Annotated in this window: 19 protein-coding genes and 3 tRNA genes; 10 read left to right on the top strand and 12 right to left on the bottom strand. The window is 36.5% G+C overall.

Annotated elements, in window-relative coordinates:
• Positions 1–23: 23 nt before the first annotated feature.
• The 7 genes from BLT30_RS18355 to BLT30_RS09740 form a co-directional block, all read right to left on the bottom strand.
• Positions 24–377, bottom strand: coding sequence for a hypothetical protein (locus BLT30_RS18355; RefSeq protein ID WP_245707152.1), 354 nt, complete (start codon positions 375–377; stop codon positions 24–26).
• A 145-nt stretch (positions 378–522) separates the two neighbouring features.
• Positions 523–942, bottom strand: coding sequence for a DUF6157 family protein (locus BLT30_RS09765; protein ID WP_089873365.1), 420 nt, complete (start codon positions 940–942; stop codon positions 523–525).
• A 149-nt stretch (positions 943–1,091) separates the two neighbouring features.
• Positions 1,092–2,672 (bottom strand): sodium:solute symporter, encoded by a 1,581-nt coding sequence (locus BLT30_RS09760; protein WP_089873364.1) that lies wholly within the window; start codon positions 2,670–2,672, stop codon positions 1,092–1,094.
• A gap of 282 nt (positions 2,673–2,954) precedes the next feature.
• A complete protein-coding gene (locus tag BLT30_RS09755) occupies positions 2,955–4,112 on the bottom strand; it encodes an MDR family MFS transporter (RefSeq protein ID WP_089873738.1) in 1,158 nt (385 codons plus the stop codon).
• 167 nt (positions 4,113–4,279) lie between these two features.
• A complete protein-coding gene (locus BLT30_RS09750; protein WP_139166618.1) occupies positions 4,280–4,669 on the bottom strand; it encodes a hypothetical protein in 390 nt (129 codons plus the stop codon).
• A gap of 18 nt (positions 4,670–4,687) precedes the next feature.
• Positions 4,688–7,237 carry a beta strand repeat-containing protein gene (locus tag BLT30_RS09745; protein WP_089873362.1) on the bottom strand — a complete coding sequence of 850 codons (2,550 nt, stop codon included), beginning with the start codon at positions 7,235–7,237 and terminating at the stop codon, positions 4,688–4,690.
• A 4-nt stretch (positions 7,238–7,241) separates the two neighbouring features.
• Positions 7,242–7,721, bottom strand: coding sequence for a T9SS type A sorting domain-containing protein (locus BLT30_RS09740; protein WP_089873361.1), 480 nt, complete (start codon positions 7,719–7,721; stop codon positions 7,242–7,244).
• 144 nt (positions 7,722–7,865) lie between these two features.
• Here BLT30_RS09740 and BLT30_RS09735 point away from each other — a divergent pair, with 144 nt between their 5' ends.
• On the top strand, positions 7,866–9,947 hold the full coding sequence (locus BLT30_RS09735) for a tetratricopeptide repeat-containing sensor histidine kinase (RefSeq protein WP_089873360.1): 2,082 nt from the start codon (positions 7,866–7,868) through the stop codon (positions 9,945–9,947).
• Here the strand turns inward: BLT30_RS09735 and BLT30_RS09730 are convergent.
• A complete protein-coding gene (locus BLT30_RS09730) occupies positions 9,927–10,631 on the bottom strand; it encodes a LytR/AlgR family response regulator transcription factor (protein WP_089873359.1) in 705 nt (234 codons plus the stop codon). The genes BLT30_RS09735 and BLT30_RS09730 overlap by 21 nt on opposite strands.
• Positions 10,632–10,725: 94 nt before the next feature.
• A complete protein-coding gene (locus BLT30_RS09725) occupies positions 10,726–12,246 on the bottom strand; it encodes a trypsin-like peptidase domain-containing protein (RefSeq protein WP_089873737.1) in 1,521 nt (506 codons plus the stop codon).
• Positions 12,247–12,558: 312 nt separating this feature from the next.
• On the opposite strand from BLT30_RS09725, the gene BLT30_RS09720 reads away from it, so the two are divergent.
• The 4 genes from BLT30_RS09720 (at position 12,559) to mtaB (ending at position 15,043) form a co-directional block, all read left to right on the top strand.
• A complete protein-coding gene (locus BLT30_RS09720) occupies positions 12,559–12,882 on the top strand; it encodes a hypothetical protein (protein ID WP_089873358.1) in 324 nt (107 codons plus the stop codon).
• Positions 12,883–12,908: 26 nt separating this feature from the next.
• A complete protein-coding gene (locus tag BLT30_RS09715; protein ID WP_089873357.1) occupies positions 12,909–13,388 on the top strand; it encodes a hypothetical protein in 480 nt (159 codons plus the stop codon).
• Positions 13,389–13,392: 4 nt separating this feature from the next.
• On the top strand, positions 13,393–13,581 hold the full coding sequence (locus BLT30_RS09710) for a DUF6496 domain-containing protein (protein WP_089873356.1): 189 nt from the start codon (positions 13,393–13,395) through the stop codon (positions 13,579–13,581).
• A gap of 103 nt (positions 13,582–13,684) precedes the next feature.
• Positions 13,685–15,043, top strand: coding sequence for a tRNA (N(6)-L-threonylcarbamoyladenosine(37)-C(2))-methylthiotransferase MtaB (gene mtaB, locus BLT30_RS09705; protein WP_089873355.1), 1,359 nt, complete (start codon positions 13,685–13,687; stop codon positions 15,041–15,043).
• Positions 15,044–15,121: 78 nt separating this feature from the next.
• Here mtaB and BLT30_RS09700 read toward each other — a convergent pair whose 3' ends face one another.
• Entirely contained in the window at positions 15,122–15,862 is a 741-nt protein-coding gene (locus tag BLT30_RS09700) for a hypothetical protein (RefSeq protein ID WP_089873354.1), read from the bottom strand.
• Positions 15,863–15,919: 57 nt separating this feature from the next.
• On the opposite strand from BLT30_RS09700, the gene BLT30_RS09695 reads away from it, so the two are divergent.
• Positions 15,920–16,345, top strand: a complete 426-nt coding sequence (locus BLT30_RS09695) for an RNA-binding S4 domain-containing protein (protein WP_089873353.1) — start codon at positions 15,920–15,922, stop codon at positions 16,343–16,345.
• Here BLT30_RS09695 and BLT30_RS09690 read toward each other — a convergent pair.
• The gene (locus BLT30_RS09690) at positions 16,342–16,857 is read right to left on the bottom strand and encodes a shikimate kinase (RefSeq protein WP_089873352.1); all 516 of its coding nucleotides are present in this window, start codon (positions 16,855–16,857) and stop codon (positions 16,342–16,344) included. The genes BLT30_RS09695 and BLT30_RS09690 overlap by 4 nt on opposite strands.
• Positions 16,858–16,964: 107 nt before the next feature.
• On the opposite strand from BLT30_RS09690, the gene BLT30_RS09685 reads away from it, so the two are divergent.
• The 3 genes from BLT30_RS09685 (at position 16,965) to BLT30_RS09675 (ending at position 17,277) form a co-directional block, all read left to right on the top strand.
• A tRNA-Lys gene (locus BLT30_RS09685) sits at positions 16,965–17,037 on the top strand.
• A gap of 35 nt (positions 17,038–17,072) precedes the next feature.
• Positions 17,073–17,155: transfer RNA gene (locus tag BLT30_RS09680), tRNA-Leu, on the top strand.
• 49 nt (positions 17,156–17,204) lie between these two features.
• Positions 17,205–17,277, top strand: a tRNA-Lys gene (locus tag BLT30_RS09675).
• A 97-nt stretch (positions 17,278–17,374) separates the two neighbouring features.
• Here BLT30_RS09675 and panC read toward each other — a convergent pair.
• Positions 17,375–18,220, bottom strand: coding sequence for a pantoate--beta-alanine ligase (gene panC / locus BLT30_RS09670; RefSeq protein ID WP_089873351.1), 846 nt, complete (start codon positions 18,218–18,220; stop codon positions 17,375–17,377).
• Between the two features lie 291 nt (positions 18,221–18,511).
• On the opposite strand from panC, the gene BLT30_RS09665 reads away from it, so the two are divergent.
• Positions 18,512–19,282 carry a glycogen/starch synthase gene (locus BLT30_RS09665; protein WP_089873350.1) on the top strand — a complete coding sequence of 257 codons (771 nt, stop codon included), beginning with the start codon at positions 18,512–18,514 and terminating at the stop codon, positions 19,280–19,282.
• Positions 19,283–19,288: the final 6 nt, after the last annotated feature.

The raw sequence follows: 19,288 nt of genomic DNA, 5'->3' as shown, positions 1-19,288 counted from the left end.
TTCTTTTTTGTGAAATCAAGAATCTAATTTTTGAATTTCAGATAATTATGCGCTTCCGGAATATAATCGAGATTGTAAGTTTCTAAAACTGATTTTATTTTAGGCGTATTATTTCCATCCATCTTGAAAATTCCGAGAATCAGTTTAAAATCAGGTTGATTATTTTCTTCTGCCAATGTTTTCAGAAGAGCGTGTTTTGTGCTGCAAGTTCCACATTCATCAATGAAAACTGTAGCGAGATTGTCTTTGTTGAGGTTTCTTCGGTAAGGTAAGTTTTTGATAAATTCTGAAGCCGAGTGAAAGTCAGAACAATTGTTTTTTAGAAATAGTTGCGAGATTTCTTGGTCGGAATTAATTTTAAAATTGATTGAATCCATAAACTATAGAAATAGGTTATTCAATTGCGTCGGGCTTCAGCCCGATGTTTAGTAATTTTTGAAAAAAGGCTTTAGCCAAATGTTATGTGAGTTTTGGCTAAAGCCTAATTGATATTTTATATTGAGAATGGGCTAAAGCCCAATCCTATTTATTTTTTTTAGACTTCATCGCCCTAATTTTTTTGACAGAATCATCTTTCAACAATTTTTGATATTCCTCCGACTCAGCAGGAATCAATTGAACTTTCGAATCCTGATTATGAAAAATCCCGAATCCATTTTTCTTGGCTAAAGGCGAAGTCCGCAGACAAGCCTGTCCTTTTGAGAAAAAGTTTTGTTTCTCTTCTTCCAATTCTGAAGGCGAAATATTATTGCGTTCCGCAAAAATATCGAATAGCAATTCGTCGGAAGTATATTTCAGAGGATGTTTGGAAAGTTTCTCGTATTGATAATTGGCAATCGTCTTTTTATCTTTTTTCACAACCGGAATCACCGATGCAGAAACCGGAGAATCTTCTGCGATTTCTATTAAAGTGTTGGTGTAATTGGTGGTGTGGGTTTTCATATTTAAAAATTCAACCACAAAAGGCACAAAAGCAAATCATAGTTACTAATTCAAAAAAATTTAAAAAGGATAGACTGTCCATCACTTCATAAGACTTTAAACAACTGAAAGGATCGTGATTCTTTTATGCCTTTTGTGGTTAATGCAAGTTATGCAGTTACTTTATTTTCAATATTCCCTTTCGCCTTCACCAACCACAACCCCACAAACGTCAAAAACCCGTTCAAAATAATCAGCTCTACACCAATTCTGTAATCCGTGTTATTCGTTACCAGATAATTAATGATGTAAGTTACAATCGGCGCCAAAATCGTCACGGCCAAAATCGAATATTTCTTTGTGATTTGATATTTGGTCAAGATTCCGAAAGCAAATAATCCCAACAATGGGCCATAAGTATAACCCGCAACTTCCATTATCAGATAAACAATCGATTTGTCATTGATCGCTTTGAAAACCATTATCAATGCAAAGAAAATCACGGTGAAAGTCAAATGAACTTTCATTCTCAAGCGTTTCTTTTGTTTCTCGGTTTTTTGCTGGTCTTCGTTCAGATTCAGCAAATCCACGCAGTAAGAACTCGTCACCGCCGTTAAAGCACCATCAGCAGAAGGGAACAGAGCGGAAATCAAACCGATGATAAAAATCACAGAAATTGCCATCGGAAAATAATTGAGGGATAACGCCGGGAAAAGGTCGTCGCCCATAATATTGGTCACATTACCCGCCGCATCTTTGAAGCCGAAAGTATTAGTAATGACTTCTTTTCCGTCAACCATATTTGTGACTTGGGAATAATCTGCACCATTTTGTATCGCAAAAAGATAAAGTAATCCACCCAAAAATAAGAACGCCAAATTCACAAAAAGCAAAGTTCCGGCAAACGTCAGCATATTCTTTTTCGAGTTTTTCAGGTTGTCCACCGAGATGTTTTTCTGCATCATTTCTTGGTCAAGACCAGTCATCGCAATCGTGATGAACATCCCGCCCAGAATGGTTTTCAGAAAAAAAGTCTTGGAATTGATGTCAGTATTGATGAAATGTGTGTACTGTTTCTGCTCCAAAATCGAGTAAGCTTCGCCGAAAGACAAATTCAGATTTGATAAAATATAAACGATGCACGCAATCAAACTCAAAATCATAAACGACGTCTGCAACGTATCCGTAATCACAATCGTTTTCACGCCACCTTCAAAAGTGTAAAGCAAAATCATCAAAAGCAACACGAAAGCCGTTACCCAAAAAGGAACACCAAGATTCTCAAGCAGAAAAATCTGAAGAATATTCACGACTAAGTACAACCTCGCCGTCGCCCCAATCGCTCTCGAAATAATGAAAAATAAAGACCCAATTTTATGCGCCTCCACATTGAATCTTCGACCCAGATAAGTATAAATCGAAGTCAGATTCATCCGGTAATAAAGCGGAAGCAGAACCCCGGCCACAATAAAATAACCGATGAAAAACCCAATCACCATCATATAATATTCGAAACCGCCAAACGCATAATCGCCCGCCGTCATCTTCCCAACTGTCCCCGGAACCGAGATAAACGTCACACCCGAAAGCGACGTCCCGATCATCCCAAACGCCACCAGCCACCATTTGCTTTTCTTGTTTCCAATGAAAAAAGACTGGTTGTCCGAGTTACGGCTTGTAAAATAAGAGATGACCAAAAGCCCTATAAAATAGGCAAAAACGAATAATAATAAAACAGTTCCCGGATTCATTGTTCAAATTTGAGTTGAACAAAAATAGTTTTTTTATTGGTTTGTGAGGAAATTAATTATTGATTTAGTTCTAGCTGTAAACGGAAAGATTTTGTTGAAGAAATAAGGTTTTTTAAAGAAGACGAAGAATCGACAGGTTGATTTAAAAAGCGATTTATAAATCATGAACTTCATCAAAACTTCAATTTGTTGATACTTTGGCAACTTGCTCTTCGAAAAATCTTTGCGATTAAATAACTTGTTTTTAGATCTAATAGAATTGCGAAATCAGAATTAGAAAAATTATCTGTTCGGAATCATCTTCTTCACAACGATATAAAGAAGAACGGCCGATATTGCCAGAATAGCAAAAGAACCATACCACAAACTATCGAACCCAAATTGACTCACTACATAAGTTCCCAGAAACGGTGTGATGATAAACGAAAAAGAAAATGCAATTCCGTTCACACCCATATAAGCGCCCTTGTTACCACGTTCCGAACGAAGTGCTGTCACTGTTGACATAAATGGAAGAGCCCAGATTTCTGCGATACAAAGCACCGTCATCGAAATGATCAACCAAAGAATGTTGCTTCCAAGTACCAACATCAAATAGGATAATCCGGCTAATACCGCTCCCAGAAATAAAATTTGAGGAATCTTCAACGTTCTTTCAGCAATACTTACCAAAGGCATTTCCAACAATACAATGATAAATCCGCTATAACCTAAAATAAATCCAATCGTACTTTGACTTAGCTTTCCAACTTCTTTATAAAACAACGGGATCGTATTGAAAAACTGGAAAAAACAAATCGCGAAAACAGTACACAAGAAACTGTACAATAAAAACGGATAGTCTTTGTAAGGTGATTTTCCTGTTTTTTTGATTACTTCAAACGTTTCTGATTTCTTTTTCTCCCGGAAGATCTTATTTCTTTTCCGGAAAAATATCACGTAGATAACTCCGGCAAGGACTGCGCCGATGAAATTAACGATAAACAGAAAATCGTAAGAAATCCCTGATAAGATTCCACCCAAAGCCGGACCAATTGAAAAACCGAGATTGATTGCCATTCTGTTGAGGGAAAAAGCCTTCGTTAGGTTTTCGGGTCTTGCATATTTGGTGATTGCCACAGAATTCGCAGGACGAAAGGTATCGCTTATTGTACTTTGAAGAAATATCAGAACAGCCATCATTTCCACGCTTGGAAAAAACGGAATGATTAAAAATATCGGTGCGCTGAGAAACAAACTCCAGGTCTGAATATAATATTCCCCGAATTTATCTGTCAAATAACCACCCAACCAGGAACCGAGCACAGAACCGATGCCATAAAAACTTAAAACTATTCCTGCATTTTCTAGAGAAAATTTTAAATGGTCTGTCATATAAACTCCCAAAAACGGCAAAACCATCGAACCGGAACGGTTGATGAGCATTACAATGGACAGCATCCAGGCTTCTCTGGAAAGTCCTTTGAAAGTGTTGATATAAGAGTTGAAAAGTTTCACAGGAATAATTAAAGTGCAAAAATATTGTTTTGTCTTCTACATTCAGAATGATTTTGAAAATAAATGAAAAAGGGCTTATCAAATCGATAAGCCCTTTTAAAATTTAATAGTTAGTTTTTAGGAATTGTTTTCTTTATTTCAGCTAATGTTGCTGTGTTTGGCAATCCTTGTACTTGTTTTTTTGTGCTGGTCTGCTTTTTATTGGTAATAGCTCTTCCGGGGATACTTGCCTTAATTTCATAAATGTCCGAAGTCCCAGGAATCGTTTTACCAGAAGGAGCTGAGGCTCTATTCTGAGTTTTTGATTTTTGAAGTCCTTGTTCCGAGGCTAGACCAGTTCTCTCAACTTTCTTTTCAGAAGCTTTGTCTTTATAAGCTTTGGCATTGGCTTCCATCACTTCTTTAGGGATTTCTTGTTTTTCCTCTGTGGTTTTTTTTTCTTGAGCCATTGCAAAAGATGTTCCTGCAATCATTAATATGGTGATATATAAATTTTTCATTTTAATATGGATTATAGATTATTTGATACTTACTAAAACATTGATTTTGCCGATGTCATTTCCATCATAGGATTGCAAGGCTTTTCCCAGAACTTGTCCTACTTTTAGCTTGTTGATATCGGCTTTCATCGCTACACCAGGTATAGAAGAGGTTACTAATAAATCTCCTCTTTTGATTGTGCCGCCTTCTTGGCAAACTTTTGTAGGAATTACTCCGATTACTCCCATTGGAACTTTGTCAGAAATATCAGTATCAATATTTTCTTCAGTTAAAAGAACGCCGGGTTTTGTTGCATAAACACCAGCAACTAAGTTTGAGTATGGTTTCGATGATTTTTCAACTGTCCTGTCAGAATCAGTTGAAATTACCAAAATATCTCCTGTTTCGTATTGCGAAATATGACCTTCTACATCAAATGCTTCAGCAATGTCAGCACCACTATTTTGAGTTCCTCCGTTGAAAAATCCTCTTCCCGCTTTGTTGATTCTAACCACGTTGGCACCTGCACTCTGGAATGTGGCGAGGTTTCCAGACGCGCCAGTATGATTGATTAGGAGGGTATTTCCAGTCCCGTTAGATGAAATCTGTACAGTAGCTTGTCCGTTGGAGGCATTAAAATTGGCAAATCTTCCCGCTCGTCCTGTCCCGAAATTGGGTGTCCAACCATATATTGCGCTACCATTTCCATCTACGGTTGCCTCTACACCATCACCATTTCCTCCTGCATTTGCGGTAATTCCATTACCTGCTCCTTCTGTGAGTGCTAGAAGTGCTGGTCCGTTACCAGAAGGGTTGCTTGCATAAAATAGACCAGCATACCCACCTGTCCCGGAGGATCTACCATAGACTCCGGCTGTGCCAAAATTGGCAAAGATAGAATTGACTTCACCCATAACTGCAGGAGATGTACCTTGTGTGTTATCCACCAAAAAATTACCGGCAGCTCCATTTCCAATAGTCTTTACATTGACCACACTATTATCATTGTCTTCATTGAAATTTTCAAATCTGGCGGCTCGACCTGTTCCAAATGAAGGAACCCAGCCATATACTGCAGTTCCTGCACCATCTACATTGGCTTCCATAGCATTGCCGTCTTTACCTGCGTTGGCAGTAATGGCATTACCATTACCATCTGTTAATGCAATTAAAGCAGCGCCATTTCCTGCCGGATTGGAAGCATAAAATAAACCAGCTCTACCACCAGTTCCAGATGATACTCCGAAAACACCTGCAGCTCCAAAATTTCCAAAAATAGTATTGACTTCTGCTCTTACTGCTGCACCTACACTGTTTGTATTGTCTAAAAGAAAAGAAGACGCATTGCCCAAAGTATTATCAGGGATATTACCATTGGAATTACTTTCAACTTCTAAGATATTGGCTTCTGTATTAACTTTATTAAAGTTCTCAAATCTTCCGGCTCTACCTGTACTGTTATTAATTCCAACTTGTCCATAAACTCCAATACCTGTATTAGATGTATTAGTAGCAACAAATCCACGAACACCATAACCTCCACCGTCATTACGTCCTACAACTGCACCTGCAATATCACTAGTTGTCAGTCCCACAACGGCTTCACCTGCACCATTATTACGACCAATTACTCCGGCTGCTGTTTGTGCTGCCGTAGCAGCGTCAATTCCGGATCCTCCGGTACTGGAAGCATCGACTCCGTTTCCGTTTCCAGTTGTACTAATACTGATAACATCTCCGCTACCAACTGTAGATGCATTCAAAACATTATTGTTATTGGCATTATTAAATATGGAAATACTTGCAGGAATTCCGTTTGTGCTGGTTGCCGTAAGACCTGTGCCAGAATTGCTATTGGCATAGACTCCTGTTCCACTGGCTGATGAATTTCCATAAACTCCAAGACCATTTGGTGTCACACCATATACGCCCCAACCAGATCCGGCCTGAGATCCCCAAACACCAATTCCTAGACCGCCCGTACCATTATTGATACCTTTTACTGCTGAAGAAAAACCGCCTGGAGCTGTGTTTGTAACTTCTCCTCTTATAGCAGAGATACTGGATGTCGTAGTAGAGTTTTGTCCTACAATAGAGCTTCCGTCTCCGTTATTGGCTAAAGTAAAAAGATCAGAAGCATTGGTTAAGGTATTAGTATATGGTAACGTAAAACTACTGCCACCTCCACCAGCAGATTTTGCATACAAGGCATAGGGAACGCTTAATAATTGGCTTGTGCCAGTTATGGTATAGTTCGTCCCGCCCGCTGGATCGGTCTCTGTTTTAAGATAGTAAGAATTCCCGCCCCAGTTGATCGTGTTGAATGTACCACTGAGAACCGTTCCTGATCCAATTTCCAGACTTACCAGTCCATTAACGTTGGTAGTTCCTGTGATTCTTTCCGAATAGACCGCAGCTCCTGCTGCAGAACCTTGCAGTACACTTACTCTTACGGCAATATTCTGATTGGTCAAAAGTTGCCCGGAAGTGTTTCTAATAATTGCCTGATAGCTCATTTTTTCTGGAGCCTGAGCAGAAACCAGATAAGTTCCTAAGGCAAGTGCTGCAATTAATACAATTTTTTTCATAAGATTATTTTTTAATGATTTTAAATGATTTGATGATCTGGTTTTTCTGGAAGACCTGGATGATGTAAACAGAAGATGGTAAGAGAGAAAGGTCTAACTCGGATCTTTGTTGGCTGAGGTTTCCTTTCTTGATTAATTTTCCTTGAGAATCAAATAAGACATAATTGGAATCTTGATAATTCTTATCACTGAAATCGACAAATAGCAAGTCTTTCACTGGATTGGGATACAAAAGGATATTTCGTTCTTTAGAATCTAAATCTTCTACAGCAAGGGTCAAGATCTCATAGGAATGCTGTACACCTTCCATTACCTGAGCATTGGTTCCCTTCTGCTTGTAATCTATTTGTCCAACAGTGTAAGAAGCACTTCCGCCGCTTCCGCTGGCTGTTGTTCCTGTCGAGGCGATTGCTTTCTGGGCTTTCAATAATCCAAAAGGAGAAATGGATACAATTAAAAGCTGAATTAATAATTTACTTTCCATACAGTTAATTTTTTCTTTGACCAAAGGTAGAATTAGGACAAGCCGATAAAAAGATGAAATAGATGAACGACAATTTTAATAGACCAATGACATTTGTAGAAAAATTATCGTAGCTTTAAAGTAGTTTTTTATAAAATCCTATTAATGAGTAAAATATGGATTTTTTTGATGTTGAATTTGACCTTGTTTCTATTTTCGCAGAAACAACCTGATCTTTTGCAATATAAGACGACAGAAGACAAGATCAAGGCTTGGGATTCTTATTGCAATTTATTGACTGAAACCGAGAATTACCCCTTATTAATCCAAGAAGCTGATATTGGAATTGGTCTTGCAAAAAAAAATGCTAAATACTTATCAAAATTCTATTTCTATAAAGGTTATGGCTACGAGTATACCAATAACCAATATGAAAAAGCAACGGTTTATTTTGAAAAATCATTAGAGCTGGCGAAAGGTAAATATCTGGAGCAGGAGGTTTTAGCTTTGATGAGGCTCAATTATATGTATTATTCTATAAAGGAATATAAGAAAGGGGAAGAACTCATTGATTATGTCAAAAAAATTGTTGATACCATCAAACCCAAAAATCTTAAAGCAACATTATTAGGAAGTATTGGCGAGTATTATCTGGATAGATCTGAATTTGAAAATTTCATTAATTATAAGCTGAAGGCTATCGATTATTTATTGCTGGATAAAGAAAAAAAAGAGACCAGCAATAATATTGGCATCTCATACCTGCAGATCGCAGATGCCTATAATGATATGAAGCAATATGAAAAAGCAGTAGAATACACCAATTACGCCGTTCCATATCTTAAAAGATCAGACGGGATTGCTTTTTTATATAATACTTATATCGAAGCTTATACGCATTTGGGAAATATAGATCTGGCGAAAAAATACTATCAAGAGTTGTATCAAATTGGATACAATAATCAGATGCTTTTTCTTAATGTAAGCTACGCAAACCGGAATATGTCAGAATTTTATTTGGAAAAAAATAGGCTGGAGCTGGCAGATGATTATGCAGATAAAGCTTTATTTTTTGCTACAAAATCAAATGATGAAGAAATCCTGATGGAAGCCAATACAGTAAAAGGAAAAGTGCTTGTCGGGCAAGGGAAATATTCCGAAGCTATTAAAACTCTTACTAAAGCGCTGAATTTTGCATATATCTATGACAAGCGGTTTTTTGCAGAAATTAATAAAAAACTATCCGAAAGCTATGCGGCTCAAAAACATTGGGAGAAAGCTTACAAATATTACAAAGCTTACAGCCAGACCAATGACTCTCTTTCTGTAGAATCTGGGAAACAAAGCCTTGCTAACGCAGAAGCAAAGTTTCAGAACAAAAGCAAGCAGCAGGAAATAAAATCGTTGGTCAGTGAAAATACAATCCATGAACTGACAATTAAAAATTCAAAAAAACAACGGATTTATCTTATTTCAGGATTGGTTGCTATTGCCATTATTGGAAGTTTAGTTTATTATCAGAGTCGAAATAGGAAAAAAATCAATCAAAAATTAATGGTGCTTAATTCTGAACTTGACAAAGCCAACAAAACCAAAATGCAATTTTTCGGAATTTTGAATCACGATCTTCGGAGCCCTGTGATCTCATTGATCAATTTTCTCCATCTCCAAAAAGAAGCACCGGAAATGATGGATAAAGAAACAAAAGAGCGTCTCGAGTTGCAAACGACAACAGCAACGGAGCAACTTTTGGAACAGATGGAAGACCTTCTGCTTTGGAGTAAAGGCCAAATGGAAAATTTTGTCCCTTCGTTCAGACATTATAAAATAGAAGAGATATTTTCTGATACCAAAAAAGAATTTGTCTGGGTGGAGAATATTGATGTTTCATTTCATTTTCCGGAAAATATGATTGTCTTTACGGATAAAGAATATATGAAAACGATTATCCGAAATTTGATCAATAACAGCATAAAAGTTTTACAGGATAGATCCAAGGCTCACATTATTTGTAAGGCCTGGGAAGAAAATAATGAAAGTTTTATCGAGATCTCTGATAATGGCGGGGGAGCTAATATTGAAAAATTCAAAGCTCTGTATGATGATCATATCAGCATCGGGATCAAAAAAGGTTTGGGGCTACACGTGATCCGGGATCTCTGCAAATCGATAAAATGCAATATCGAGGTCAAAAGTGATCTGATCCTTGGTGAGACTTATGTACTTCTAAGAATCAAAAAAACTTAGGTTTTCTTTGTAAGCTCTGCCGATCGGTAGATTGATATGATTATTGATAACAACCTCGTAGCTGTTTTTTCTTGTAATAAGGTGCCTAGGAACAGCATAGCTTTTATGTATACGGATAAAGTTTGAAAAATGATTTTCCTTTAAGATTTGACCAATGGAAGATAGAACACAGTGCTTTTTCTGTGCCGTTATCAGCCGGGTGTAATCTTTCAGAGCTTCCAGATAGATAATATCAGATATCTTTATCTGAACAATATTGTGACCTTCTTTTATTTTTAAGTATTGAGTGCCGGTGAGAATGTCAAAATATTCAGATTTTTCCCGCAGGGTGAAAAAATCAATAAGCTTATTGATAGAATAGTCGAAACGTTCTTTTTTCAAAGGTTTTGAAATGAAGTCTAAAGTATCAAGTTCAAAAGTTTCGATCGCATATTCTGGATGAGAACTGATGAATATGCAAGCAGGAATTGTTTGATAAGTTTTTCTAATTTCTATTCCAGACATTTCCGGTAGATCGATATCAAGAAAAAGCAGATCTATCGAATCATCAAGAAAAAGTTTTGCATTTTCAGCAGAATCAACAGCCGCCACAAGTTCCAGAATATTTTGTTGCTTGATCAGATGCTGGAGCATCAGCCTATCTATCTCCTGGTCTTCTATTACGATACATTTGATTTTTTTCATACCATTTGATGTTTATCAAAGTTAGAAAAAAATCCATATAAAAACCCAACCTGTTTAATGGTTGGGTTCAATATTAAATATTTTTGAAAATAATTTATTGTAGTTTGAAGCCTCTTGTTGTGATTCTTCCGTAGCTGTCCACGTATTTTACCTGAACATTTCCTTTGTAACCATTCAGGATCTTTTCAACATCTTTTTGAGAATTGACCGGTTTTCCGTTGATTTCCATTACGATATAATTATCAACGACACCAATTTTGTCCATCTCTCCACCTTCGGTAACATTTTTGGCTAGAACACCACTTTCCAATCCGTAGTCTGTTTTTACTCTGTCGCTAAGAGGCTCAAACTCGGAACCGATCTTCTCGGTTACGGTCAAGTCATCTTTGCTTCTGGAAGATGTTCCGCCTTTCTGGTCTTTTAAAGTAACAGTTACATTGTTGACCTTACCGTTTCGGGTATAAGTTACATTTACCTTATCGCCAGGTCTTCTGCTTCCGATAGCGAAAGACAGGTCGGCAAAGCTTCCAATATCGGTATTATCGATCTTCGTTACGATATCACCAGTTTTGATCCCTGCATCTTCAGCACCACTTTTATCAGTGACTTCCGTTACATAAACGCCATCTCCAACTTTTAGGTTGGCTTTATTCTTTTGGTTGTAAGCCGCAACTTGCATATCATTGGACAGGTCCAAACTTCCGATTCCCAAGAATCCTCTTTGTACCAATCCGAATTTTTTGATATCCTCAACAATTTTTCTTGCCAAGTTAGAAGGAACCGCAAATCCGTAACCTTCATAATAACCAGTTTTTGATTGGATTGCTGTATTAATACCAATAAGGTCACCATTAACGTTTACCAAAGCACCACCACTATTTCCAGGGTTGATCGCCGCATCGGTTTGGATGAAACTTTCAATAGGTGTCCTGGATTGTTGACTAAGGATGTCGATGCTTCTTCCTTTTGCAGAAATGATTCCCGCAGTTACTGTTGAATTAAGTCCAAGCGGATTTCCTACAGCCAGGACCCATTGTCCAACTTCCGTCAGGTCCGAGTTGGCAAAATTAAGATAAGGCAATCCTTTTTCCTCGATTTTTAAAAGTGAAATATCTGTGTTCGGATCAGTACCAATTAAAGTTGCTATATAAGATTTTTTATTACTTAATACGACTTCCAGTTTATTCGCTCCGGCTACTACGTGGTTATTTGAAATAATGTAACCGTCTGGCGAAATAATTACCCCGGAACCTAATCCTGAAGGCATATTTTTAGGCGGTTGCTGTTGTCTTTGCTGACCGCCTCCAAAAGGACTGTTGCCAGGTCCGAAAAAGAAATCAAACATGTCGTTGTCAGGCATTCTTTGAGTTGCTCTGTCCTGATAATTTTTGATAGTTACCACAGCCGGAACCGTAGCTTTGGACGCTTTTACGAAATCATCGCCAACTGCTGTTCCCATTCCTACAAATGCGGATTTTTTGGAAGCTGTTGTGAAATATGAGAAATCTTCTCCATTATTTTCTGAGCTGAAATATTGACTAGCCCCGAAAACCGTTGCTCCGGAAATAACACCGGTCAATGCAAAAGGCATCAGTTTTTTTAATGTATTCTTCATTTTAATATTCATTTCTTTTTTTGAGATTATCGTTACACAAATTTAATGCTAAATTAGTCTGAACTAAAAACTTAGTGTTACACTTTTAACGAAGTTTAACCAATTTTAAAAATTTCTTAATAAAATCACTTTTCAATTACGTCAAATTGGCAGATGCTATTAGCATTAATTCAAATTGTTATCGTAATTATTGGTTTAATGTTCAAAATTTCTTTAGTATTTTAATAACATAAAATTTTCTCAATTGATGTAAAATCTTGTCTCTGTAACTTTTGGCAGAACTTTTGTTTTTAGACTTACAAAATAAATCATATGAAAAACACCATAAAAGTTGCTTTGGGATTTGCTGCAGGCGGCGCATTAATTTTAATGAACGAATTGAGAAAGAAGAAAAAAAGGCAGTCCAACAGCTTCATCGCACCAGACGGAAACAGATACCAAAAAGATGAAATGTACAGAAATGCTGAAGGCGAAATATTCAAAAATGGAAGAAAATTGCACTTTGAAACACCAAAGCTTTTAGTTGAAGCCAATAATAAGATAGATTCTAATCTTAATAAAAATGCTCACCTAAATAACCAAAATCCAATTGACAGAAATGTGAACTACCACAAACGAGGCGTAAGGCATCATTAGAATTGATCAATCACAAAAAATAAATTATGGAAACAGAAAATATCGTCGAAAGACTTACAAAATACGAATACGATAACAGTATTGTTTATACAGGATTCAGGTCTGTAGGAGAAGCAAGAAAATTTGCGGAAGAAAGAAATGGAAAATTGGTTGAGGTCGGGTTTCTGGACGGGAACGATAATCCAGTTGAGGACGATTCTCAAAATCTAATTGCTGAGAATAAATATTATAAAGCTTTTGCTGGCCCAGATTATAAAATTCTGCATTCTTCGGATGAAGGTTTTCAGGAGATCGCAGATAAATTAAAAGAGAGACAGACGGAGATCACAGAAAAAAGTCCGGATGAAAAATATTTTTCTGACGCCGATTGGCAGATCAAGGAAGATGCAGTAATTGTTCTCTTCAAAGGAGAAATAGAAAATATCACATCACGTGAACGTTCAAAATATCTGATGCATACCAAAGTTTATGAACTGGCGGTAAGCGTCCCAAAATCAAAAGATTAAAAAAATGGCAACTAAAAAATATTCTGATAAAGCTCAAGAGAAAGTTGGAAAAGTGATGGAGGAGTTCAAAGAAGGAAAACTGAAATCCAGTTCCGGAGATAAGGTCACCAACAGAAAGCAAGCAATTGCAATAGGAATTTCCGAAGCGAAAGAAGCAGGCTTGAAGGTTCCAAAGCAAAAGAAATCAAAATAATTGAATACGGTTTTTACAGCCGGATTTTTGGTTTTATTAATTCTCGATCAGAAAAACTCTTCATTTGGAATGATTTGGATTTTATTAATAACTTTGCGGACTTATGTCAGATGTAATTTCACAACCGAAAACCGTTGCTTTTCATACACTTGGCTGCAAACTGAATTTTGCAGAAACCTCCACTATTGCCAGACAATTGACAGATGCGGGTTATCAGAAAGTTAATTTTGATGAACCTGCGAAAGTTTATATTATCAATACTTGTTCTGTTACAGAAAATGCAGACAAGGAATGCAAACTTCACGTCAAACGCGCAACAAAGGCCAATCCGGAAGGTCTGGTTGCGATTATCGGTTGTTATGCCCAATTGAAACCGGAAGAGATTTCGGGAATTGAAGGTGTAGATCTGGTTTTGGGAGCTAAGGAAAAATTCAATATCCTAAGTTACCTTGATGATTTGGAGAAATCTAAAAGTTATGCTCAAATCCATTCTTGTGAAATAGATGAGGCGGATTTCTTTGTCGGTTCATATTCTATCGGAGATAGGACCAGGGCTTTCTTGAAAGTCCAAGATGGTTGCGATTACAAATGTACCTATTGCACGATTCCTTTAGCAAGAGGGATTTCCCGCTCTGACACCATCGATAATGTAGTTGTAAATGCCAAAGAAATTGCAGCAAGAGATATTAAAGAGATTGTTTTGACAGGTGTTAATATCGGAGATTATGGAAAAGGTGAATTTGGTAATAAAAAACATGAACATACTTTTTTGGATTTAATTTCTGAATTAGATAAAGTAGAAGGCATTGAAAGAATCAGGATCTCTTCCATCGAACCAAATCTTCTGAAAGATGAAAGCATCGAGTTGGTTTCCAAAAGCAGAAGTTTTGTTCCGCATTTTCATATTCCGCTTCAATCCGGAAGTGATGAATTGCTGAAAAAAATGAAACGTCGTTATTTAACGAAACTTTATTATGATCGAGTTAATAAAATCCGGGAAGTAATGCCGGATGCTGCGATTGGTGTGGATGTGATTGTTGGATTCCCCGGAGAAACAGAAGAGTTATTTATGGAAACTTATAATTTTCTAAACGATCTGCCGATTAGTTATCTGCACGTTTTCACTTACTCCGAAAGAGAAAATACAGAGGCAGCCGATATGCAAGGAGCAGTTCCAATCCCCGAAAGGAAAAGAAGAAACAAAATGCTGAGAATCCTTTCCGAGAAAAAGAAAATGGAATTCTACAGAACACAATTAGGGAAAGAATTACCAGTTCTTTGGGAGCATGAGAACAAAAATGGAATGATGTATGGTTTTACGGAGAATTATGTGAGAGTTTCAAAACCATTTGATAAAAGATCAGTTAATCAAATTGAAAATATTATTCTTGACAAAATCTTGGAAGAAGGTTGTGTATCTGTTAAAGAAACCCAATTCGAAGATTTTCTGGCAAGGATTTAGAGGTCAGAAAGTTTATTATAAAAAGAATGGGTTTCAATATTGAAACCCATTCTTTTTTATTTGGATGGAACACAAAATTTATTTTTCACTGTCCAATCTGGTTCTGGTATTATAAAGCTGGAAATTAAAAACAAAACTTCTGTTTGCGTAGACAGTTCCATAGATTGTGTTATCTCTGGCATAAGCTGCTCTTGATGGAACAATAATAACACCCTGCATATTATAATCTGTTGACGGGTCTAGATTATCAAAAGATTTAAAATGTTTCAATCCTTCCTGTAAACCCTCGATTTCATAAAAATCTCTTCCAACGGTTGTATTGTTAGCCTTGTTATAGGCATCCAGGACAGATTGTTTTACATAAAAATAAGCTGGGTCTGTGCTTGGGACGCCGGATGTTGTAACATTATTGATAAAAGTCGATTCACTGCTATATGCAATTTTATCATCGGTTTTCGTTGCGATGTAAGTTTTTGTTACCTGCATTATACTGATCACATCTGTTGGAGCAATTTCCTTACCTGGGTTTGGTTGAAAAGTTTCTGCTCTTTTTATATAGATCACGCCAGATGGCAAAGTCTCATGAGGATAGGAAGATAATTTAGGATAATTATCATCAGTGGTCACAGTATCATCAAATGCTGTAATGACACCCTTATCATTGAAGTAATTAGATTCCATGAACTTTATTGCTGCAGCATCGTCATACGCATTCTGATCGGCAATAGGAACCACTACGATTTCCTCCTCGTCATTATCTTTCTTACAGCTTTGTAGTGCAACTACACATAGAGCTATTCCTAAAAGTATTTTCTTCATTTTTTTATTTAATGTTAAATTGCAATTAATTTTAACGTGACAAAAGTATAAAAAATTATGAGAATAGATAAATTTTTGTGGAGTGTAAGATTTTATAAAACCAGAACCATTGCTGCTGAGGAGATCAAAAAAAATAGAGTCGGTATTGGGGAGAATGCTGTAAAGTCTTCTAAGGAAGTGAAGGCCGGAGATATTATAAAGGTCAGAAAGAACCAGATCGATTATAAAATCAAAGTCATTGATATTCCCAAAAGTAGAGTGGGTGCCAAACTAGTAGCTCTATATGTTGTCGACATGACCGAGAAAGAACAATACGAAATTCTTAAAATGAGAAAATCTTCGCAAGATTATTACAGACAGAAAGGTATCGGAAGACCTACCAAAAAAGATAGGAGAGATATGGATGATTATTCTTCCAGCGATTCTTCAGAGGATATGGATAGTGATGACTGGGATGTGTTTTTTAAAGAAGAAGAGGATTAAATTTTTAAAGCTTCTATGATCTCATCGGAAATGTTGCTGGGTTCCTTGTAATCTGTATCTATTGTAAAATGGGCTTGGGAATAAAAAGGATTTCTTTCAAAAAGATGCTTTGCAATGAACTCAGGAATATCCGAATCTTCTAATTTTGAGATCAAGGGTCTGGTGTGTTTCTGTAAAAGTACACGATCTGTGAGGGTTTTTACAGAAGCCCTTAAAAAAATACTTTTTGATTTTATATTGATGAGGTCCATGTTGTCGTAATAGACAGGAGTTCCTCCGCCAAGGCTTAATATGATGTTTTCTTTTGAGTTCAGAATATCTTCTAAAATTCTTTTTTCCTCTTTACGAAAGAAGATTTCTCCTCTGGTTTTGAAGATTTCCGGAATAGTCAGCTGATGTTCTTCAGAAATTTTTTGGTCGAGGTCAATTAATTGAAAATTTATTTTTTTGCTCAAGTTTTTGGAAATGTGAGATTTACCACTACCCATGTATCCCAACAGAGAAATTATCATATTTTTATTTTAAACAAAGTTCTTAAAAAATTTTGAGATTTTAAAAAAAGCTATATCTTTGCACCACTTTAAAACGAAATAGTAATATTGAAGTTTTAAATGTGGCCGACCTGGTAGCTCAGCTGGTAGAGCAATACACTTTTAATGTATGGGTCCTGGGTTCGAATCCCAGCCAGGTCACAAGCAAAAAATCCGTAGAGATACGGTTTTTTTTTGCCTGCGTGGTGAAATTGGTAGACACGCCATCTTGAGGGGGTGGTTTCCTAAGGATGTGCTGGTTCGAGTCCAGTCGCAGGCACTGCAAAAATTATTTTAATTATTGATTCCGATTATTAATTAAAGTGGCCGACCTGGTAGCTCAGCTGGTAGAGCAATACACTTTTAATGTATGGGTCCTGGGTTCGAATCCCAGCCAGGTCACAATTTACGCAAGTAAATTTTTTTCATATTAATATTTTGTGATTTGGTGTAGAAGCTTCTTGTAAAAGAAGCTTCTTTTTTTGTTCAAATCCAATCCTTAATCCAGATGAAGGTTGTCAATCAATCTTACCTTTCCAACATTCACAACGATAAAAGCACGATAGTTTCTGCCGTTAGATGAGACGGCGGATTCTTTCAAAGTTTCTTCGTCAGCAATTAAGAAATATTCCAATTCCATATTTTCTTTAGAGAAGATTTCCTCAACTCTATTTTTGATGTCGTTGATAGGAATTGATTTAAACCAACTGTTCACATGATTCAAAGTTCTGTATATAATAGTAGAAGCATGTCTTTCGTCCTCAGAAAGCCGCATGTTTCTAGAGCTCATTGCGAGTCCGCCTTCTTCTCTGTGGATTTTCACACCATGGATTTTGATTTTCAAATCAAGAACTTCGACTAATTTTTCGATAATCTTAAGCTGTTGGAAATCTTTTTCTCCAAAATAGGCATTATCTGGCTGTACTTGTCTGAAGAATTCCTCTACAACAGTCCCTACACCATCAAAATGGCCAAGTCTTGCAGCGCCTTCCATCTCGTTTTCTATGCCTCCGAAGTCGTAATGCTTTCTTTCCATTCCATTTGGATAGATATCCTCAACTCCTGGAATGTAGACAGCATCTACAAGTTTGGAGTCTCCTAATTTTTTAATGTCTTCCTCAATGGTTCTTGGGTATTTTTCAAGATCTTCCGGATTATTGAACTGTGTGGGATTTACAAAGATGGAAGATATTACAATGTCATTATGCTTCTGGGCCTCTTGATAAAGTGAAATGTGTCCTGCATGTAAGGCGCCCATTGTAGGTGCGAAGCCTATTTTTTTCTTTTTTTCTTTTAATTCGGCGATATATTTTGAGAAAGAATTCTTATCGTAAAAGGTTTGCATTGTTTTCCTTGTTTTATCAGGCAAAGTTAACGGTTTTAATTACGATGTGGAAATAATTGAAATGTTTCAATTTTTTTCCGGATGTTTCATTTCTAAGTATTGGTAATTTGTCAGGTTGAATTTTTCAATTATCAATATTTGAGTGAAAATTAACATTTTTTAGTCTGTAACTTGTTGGTATATAGTTGTTTTTTAGGTTGAATATTAATGTTGTTTAAAATAAATGATTTGATCTAATTTTTCGTAATTTTGCAAAATGAAGAATTTATACTTCGTTTTAAAGTAAATTTTATGCCTAATCAAAAGATTTTATACGTTACTACAGAAATGTACCCCTATCAGGAAGATACCAATATGGGAAGCTTGGTACACAAAATGGCACTGAAAATGCATGGTAGCGGTAACGATGTCAGAGTTTTTATGCCTAGATTTGGGCAAATCAGCGAGCGAAAATTTCAATTACATGAAGTGATCAGACTTTCTGGGATGAATATCATTATCAATGATCTTGATCAGCCTTTGATCATAAAGGTAGCTTCGTTGCCGGGCGAGCGTCTGCAAGTTTATTTTATAGACAACGAAGAATATTTTAAAAGAAAACAGTTTTATTTTGATGATGAAGGAAAGGCTTTTGAAGATAATAACGAGAGAGCGATCTTCTTTGCCCGCGGCGTTATCGAAACAATCAAGAAACTGAATTGGGTTCCGGATGTGATCCATTTGAATGGATGGATGTCTTCTCTTATACCAATTTACTTGAAAACATATTACAAAGACGATACATATTTTAAAGATACAAAAATTGTTCTTTCTGTCTATAATGAAGATGACATAGAACTAAATGAAAACACAAAAGAAATTTTGGGGTTTGATAATATTTCCGGATTACAGTCGTTAGATAAGCCAAGCTTTCTTAGTTTCGTGAATGATAGTATGGATTATGTAGATGTGATCGTGAAGGGGAATGAGTTCTTGGAAGATAAATTGGAGGAAGCATATGAAAAATCGAATGCTGAGAAATCTGATTATTTGAATGCTGATTCTATAGCAAATGTATATTAAATACTA

Source organism: Epilithonimonas hungarica (assembly GCF_900102265.1).
Classification (GTDB): domain Bacteria; phylum Bacteroidota; class Bacteroidia; order Flavobacteriales; family Weeksellaceae; genus Epilithonimonas; species Epilithonimonas hungarica.
This window is presented reverse-complemented; position numbering and strand designations above follow the sequence as displayed.

Bases quoted from the DNA above. Each gene is read 5' to 3' on its own strand.
- BLT30_RS09760 (WP_089873364.1), bottom strand. From the start codon at position 2,672: ATGAATCCGGGAACTGTTTTATTATTATTCGTTTTTGCCTATTTTATA.
- BLT30_RS09715 (WP_089873357.1), top strand. From the start codon at position 12,909: ATGGAAACAGAAAATATCGTCGAAAGACTTACAAAATACGAATACGAT.
- BLT30_RS09730 (WP_089873359.1), bottom strand. From the start codon at position 10,631: ATGAAAAAAATCAAATGTATCGTAATAGAAGACCAGGAGATAGATAGG.
- BLT30_RS09750 (WP_139166618.1), bottom strand. From the start codon at position 4,669: ATGAAAAATTTATATATCACCATATTAATGATTGCAGGAACATCTTTT.
- BLT30_RS18355 (WP_245707152.1), bottom strand. From the start codon at position 377: ATGGATTCAATCAATTTTAAAATTAATTCCGACCAAGAAATCTCGCAA.
- BLT30_RS09700 (WP_089873354.1), bottom strand. From the start codon at position 15,862: ATGAAGAAAATACTTTTAGGAATAGCTCTATGTGTAGTTGCACTACAA.
- BLT30_RS09745 (WP_089873362.1), bottom strand. From the start codon at position 7,237: ATGAAAAAAATTGTATTAATTGCAGCACTTGCCTTAGGAACTTATCTG.
- BLT30_RS09725 (WP_089873737.1), bottom strand. From the start codon at position 12,246: ATGAAGAATACATTAAAAAAACTGATGCCTTTTGCATTGACCGGTGTT.
- BLT30_RS09690 (WP_089873352.1), bottom strand. From the start codon at position 16,857: ATGATAATTTCTCTGTTGGGATACATGGGTAGTGGTAAATCTCACATT.
- BLT30_RS09735 (WP_089873360.1), top strand. From the start codon at position 7,866: ATGAGTAAAATATGGATTTTTTTGATGTTGAATTTGACCTTGTTTCTA.
- panC (WP_089873351.1), bottom strand. From the start codon at position 18,220: ATGCAAACCTTTTACGATAAGAATTCTTTCTCAAAATATATCGCCGAA.
- BLT30_RS09720 (WP_089873358.1), top strand. From the start codon at position 12,559: ATGAAAAACACCATAAAAGTTGCTTTGGGATTTGCTGCAGGCGGCGCA.
- BLT30_RS09740 (WP_089873361.1), bottom strand. From the start codon at position 7,721: ATGGAAAGTAAATTATTAATTCAGCTTTTAATTGTATCCATTTCTCCT.
- BLT30_RS09755 (WP_089873738.1), bottom strand. From the start codon at position 4,112: ATGCTGTCCATTGTAATGCTCATCAACCGTTCCGGTTCGATGGTTTTG.
- mtaB (WP_089873355.1), top strand. From the start codon at position 13,685: ATGTCAGATGTAATTTCACAACCGAAAACCGTTGCTTTTCATACACTT.
- BLT30_RS09710 (WP_089873356.1), top strand. From the start codon at position 13,393: ATGGCAACTAAAAAATATTCTGATAAAGCTCAAGAGAAAGTTGGAAAA.
- BLT30_RS09765 (WP_089873365.1), bottom strand. From the start codon at position 942: ATGAAAACCCACACCACCAATTACACCAACACTTTAATAGAAATCGCA.
- BLT30_RS09695 (WP_089873353.1), top strand. From the start codon at position 15,920: ATGAGAATAGATAAATTTTTGTGGAGTGTAAGATTTTATAAAACCAGA.
- BLT30_RS09665 (WP_089873350.1), top strand. From the start codon at position 18,512: ATGCCTAATCAAAAGATTTTATACGTTACTACAGAAATGTACCCCTAT.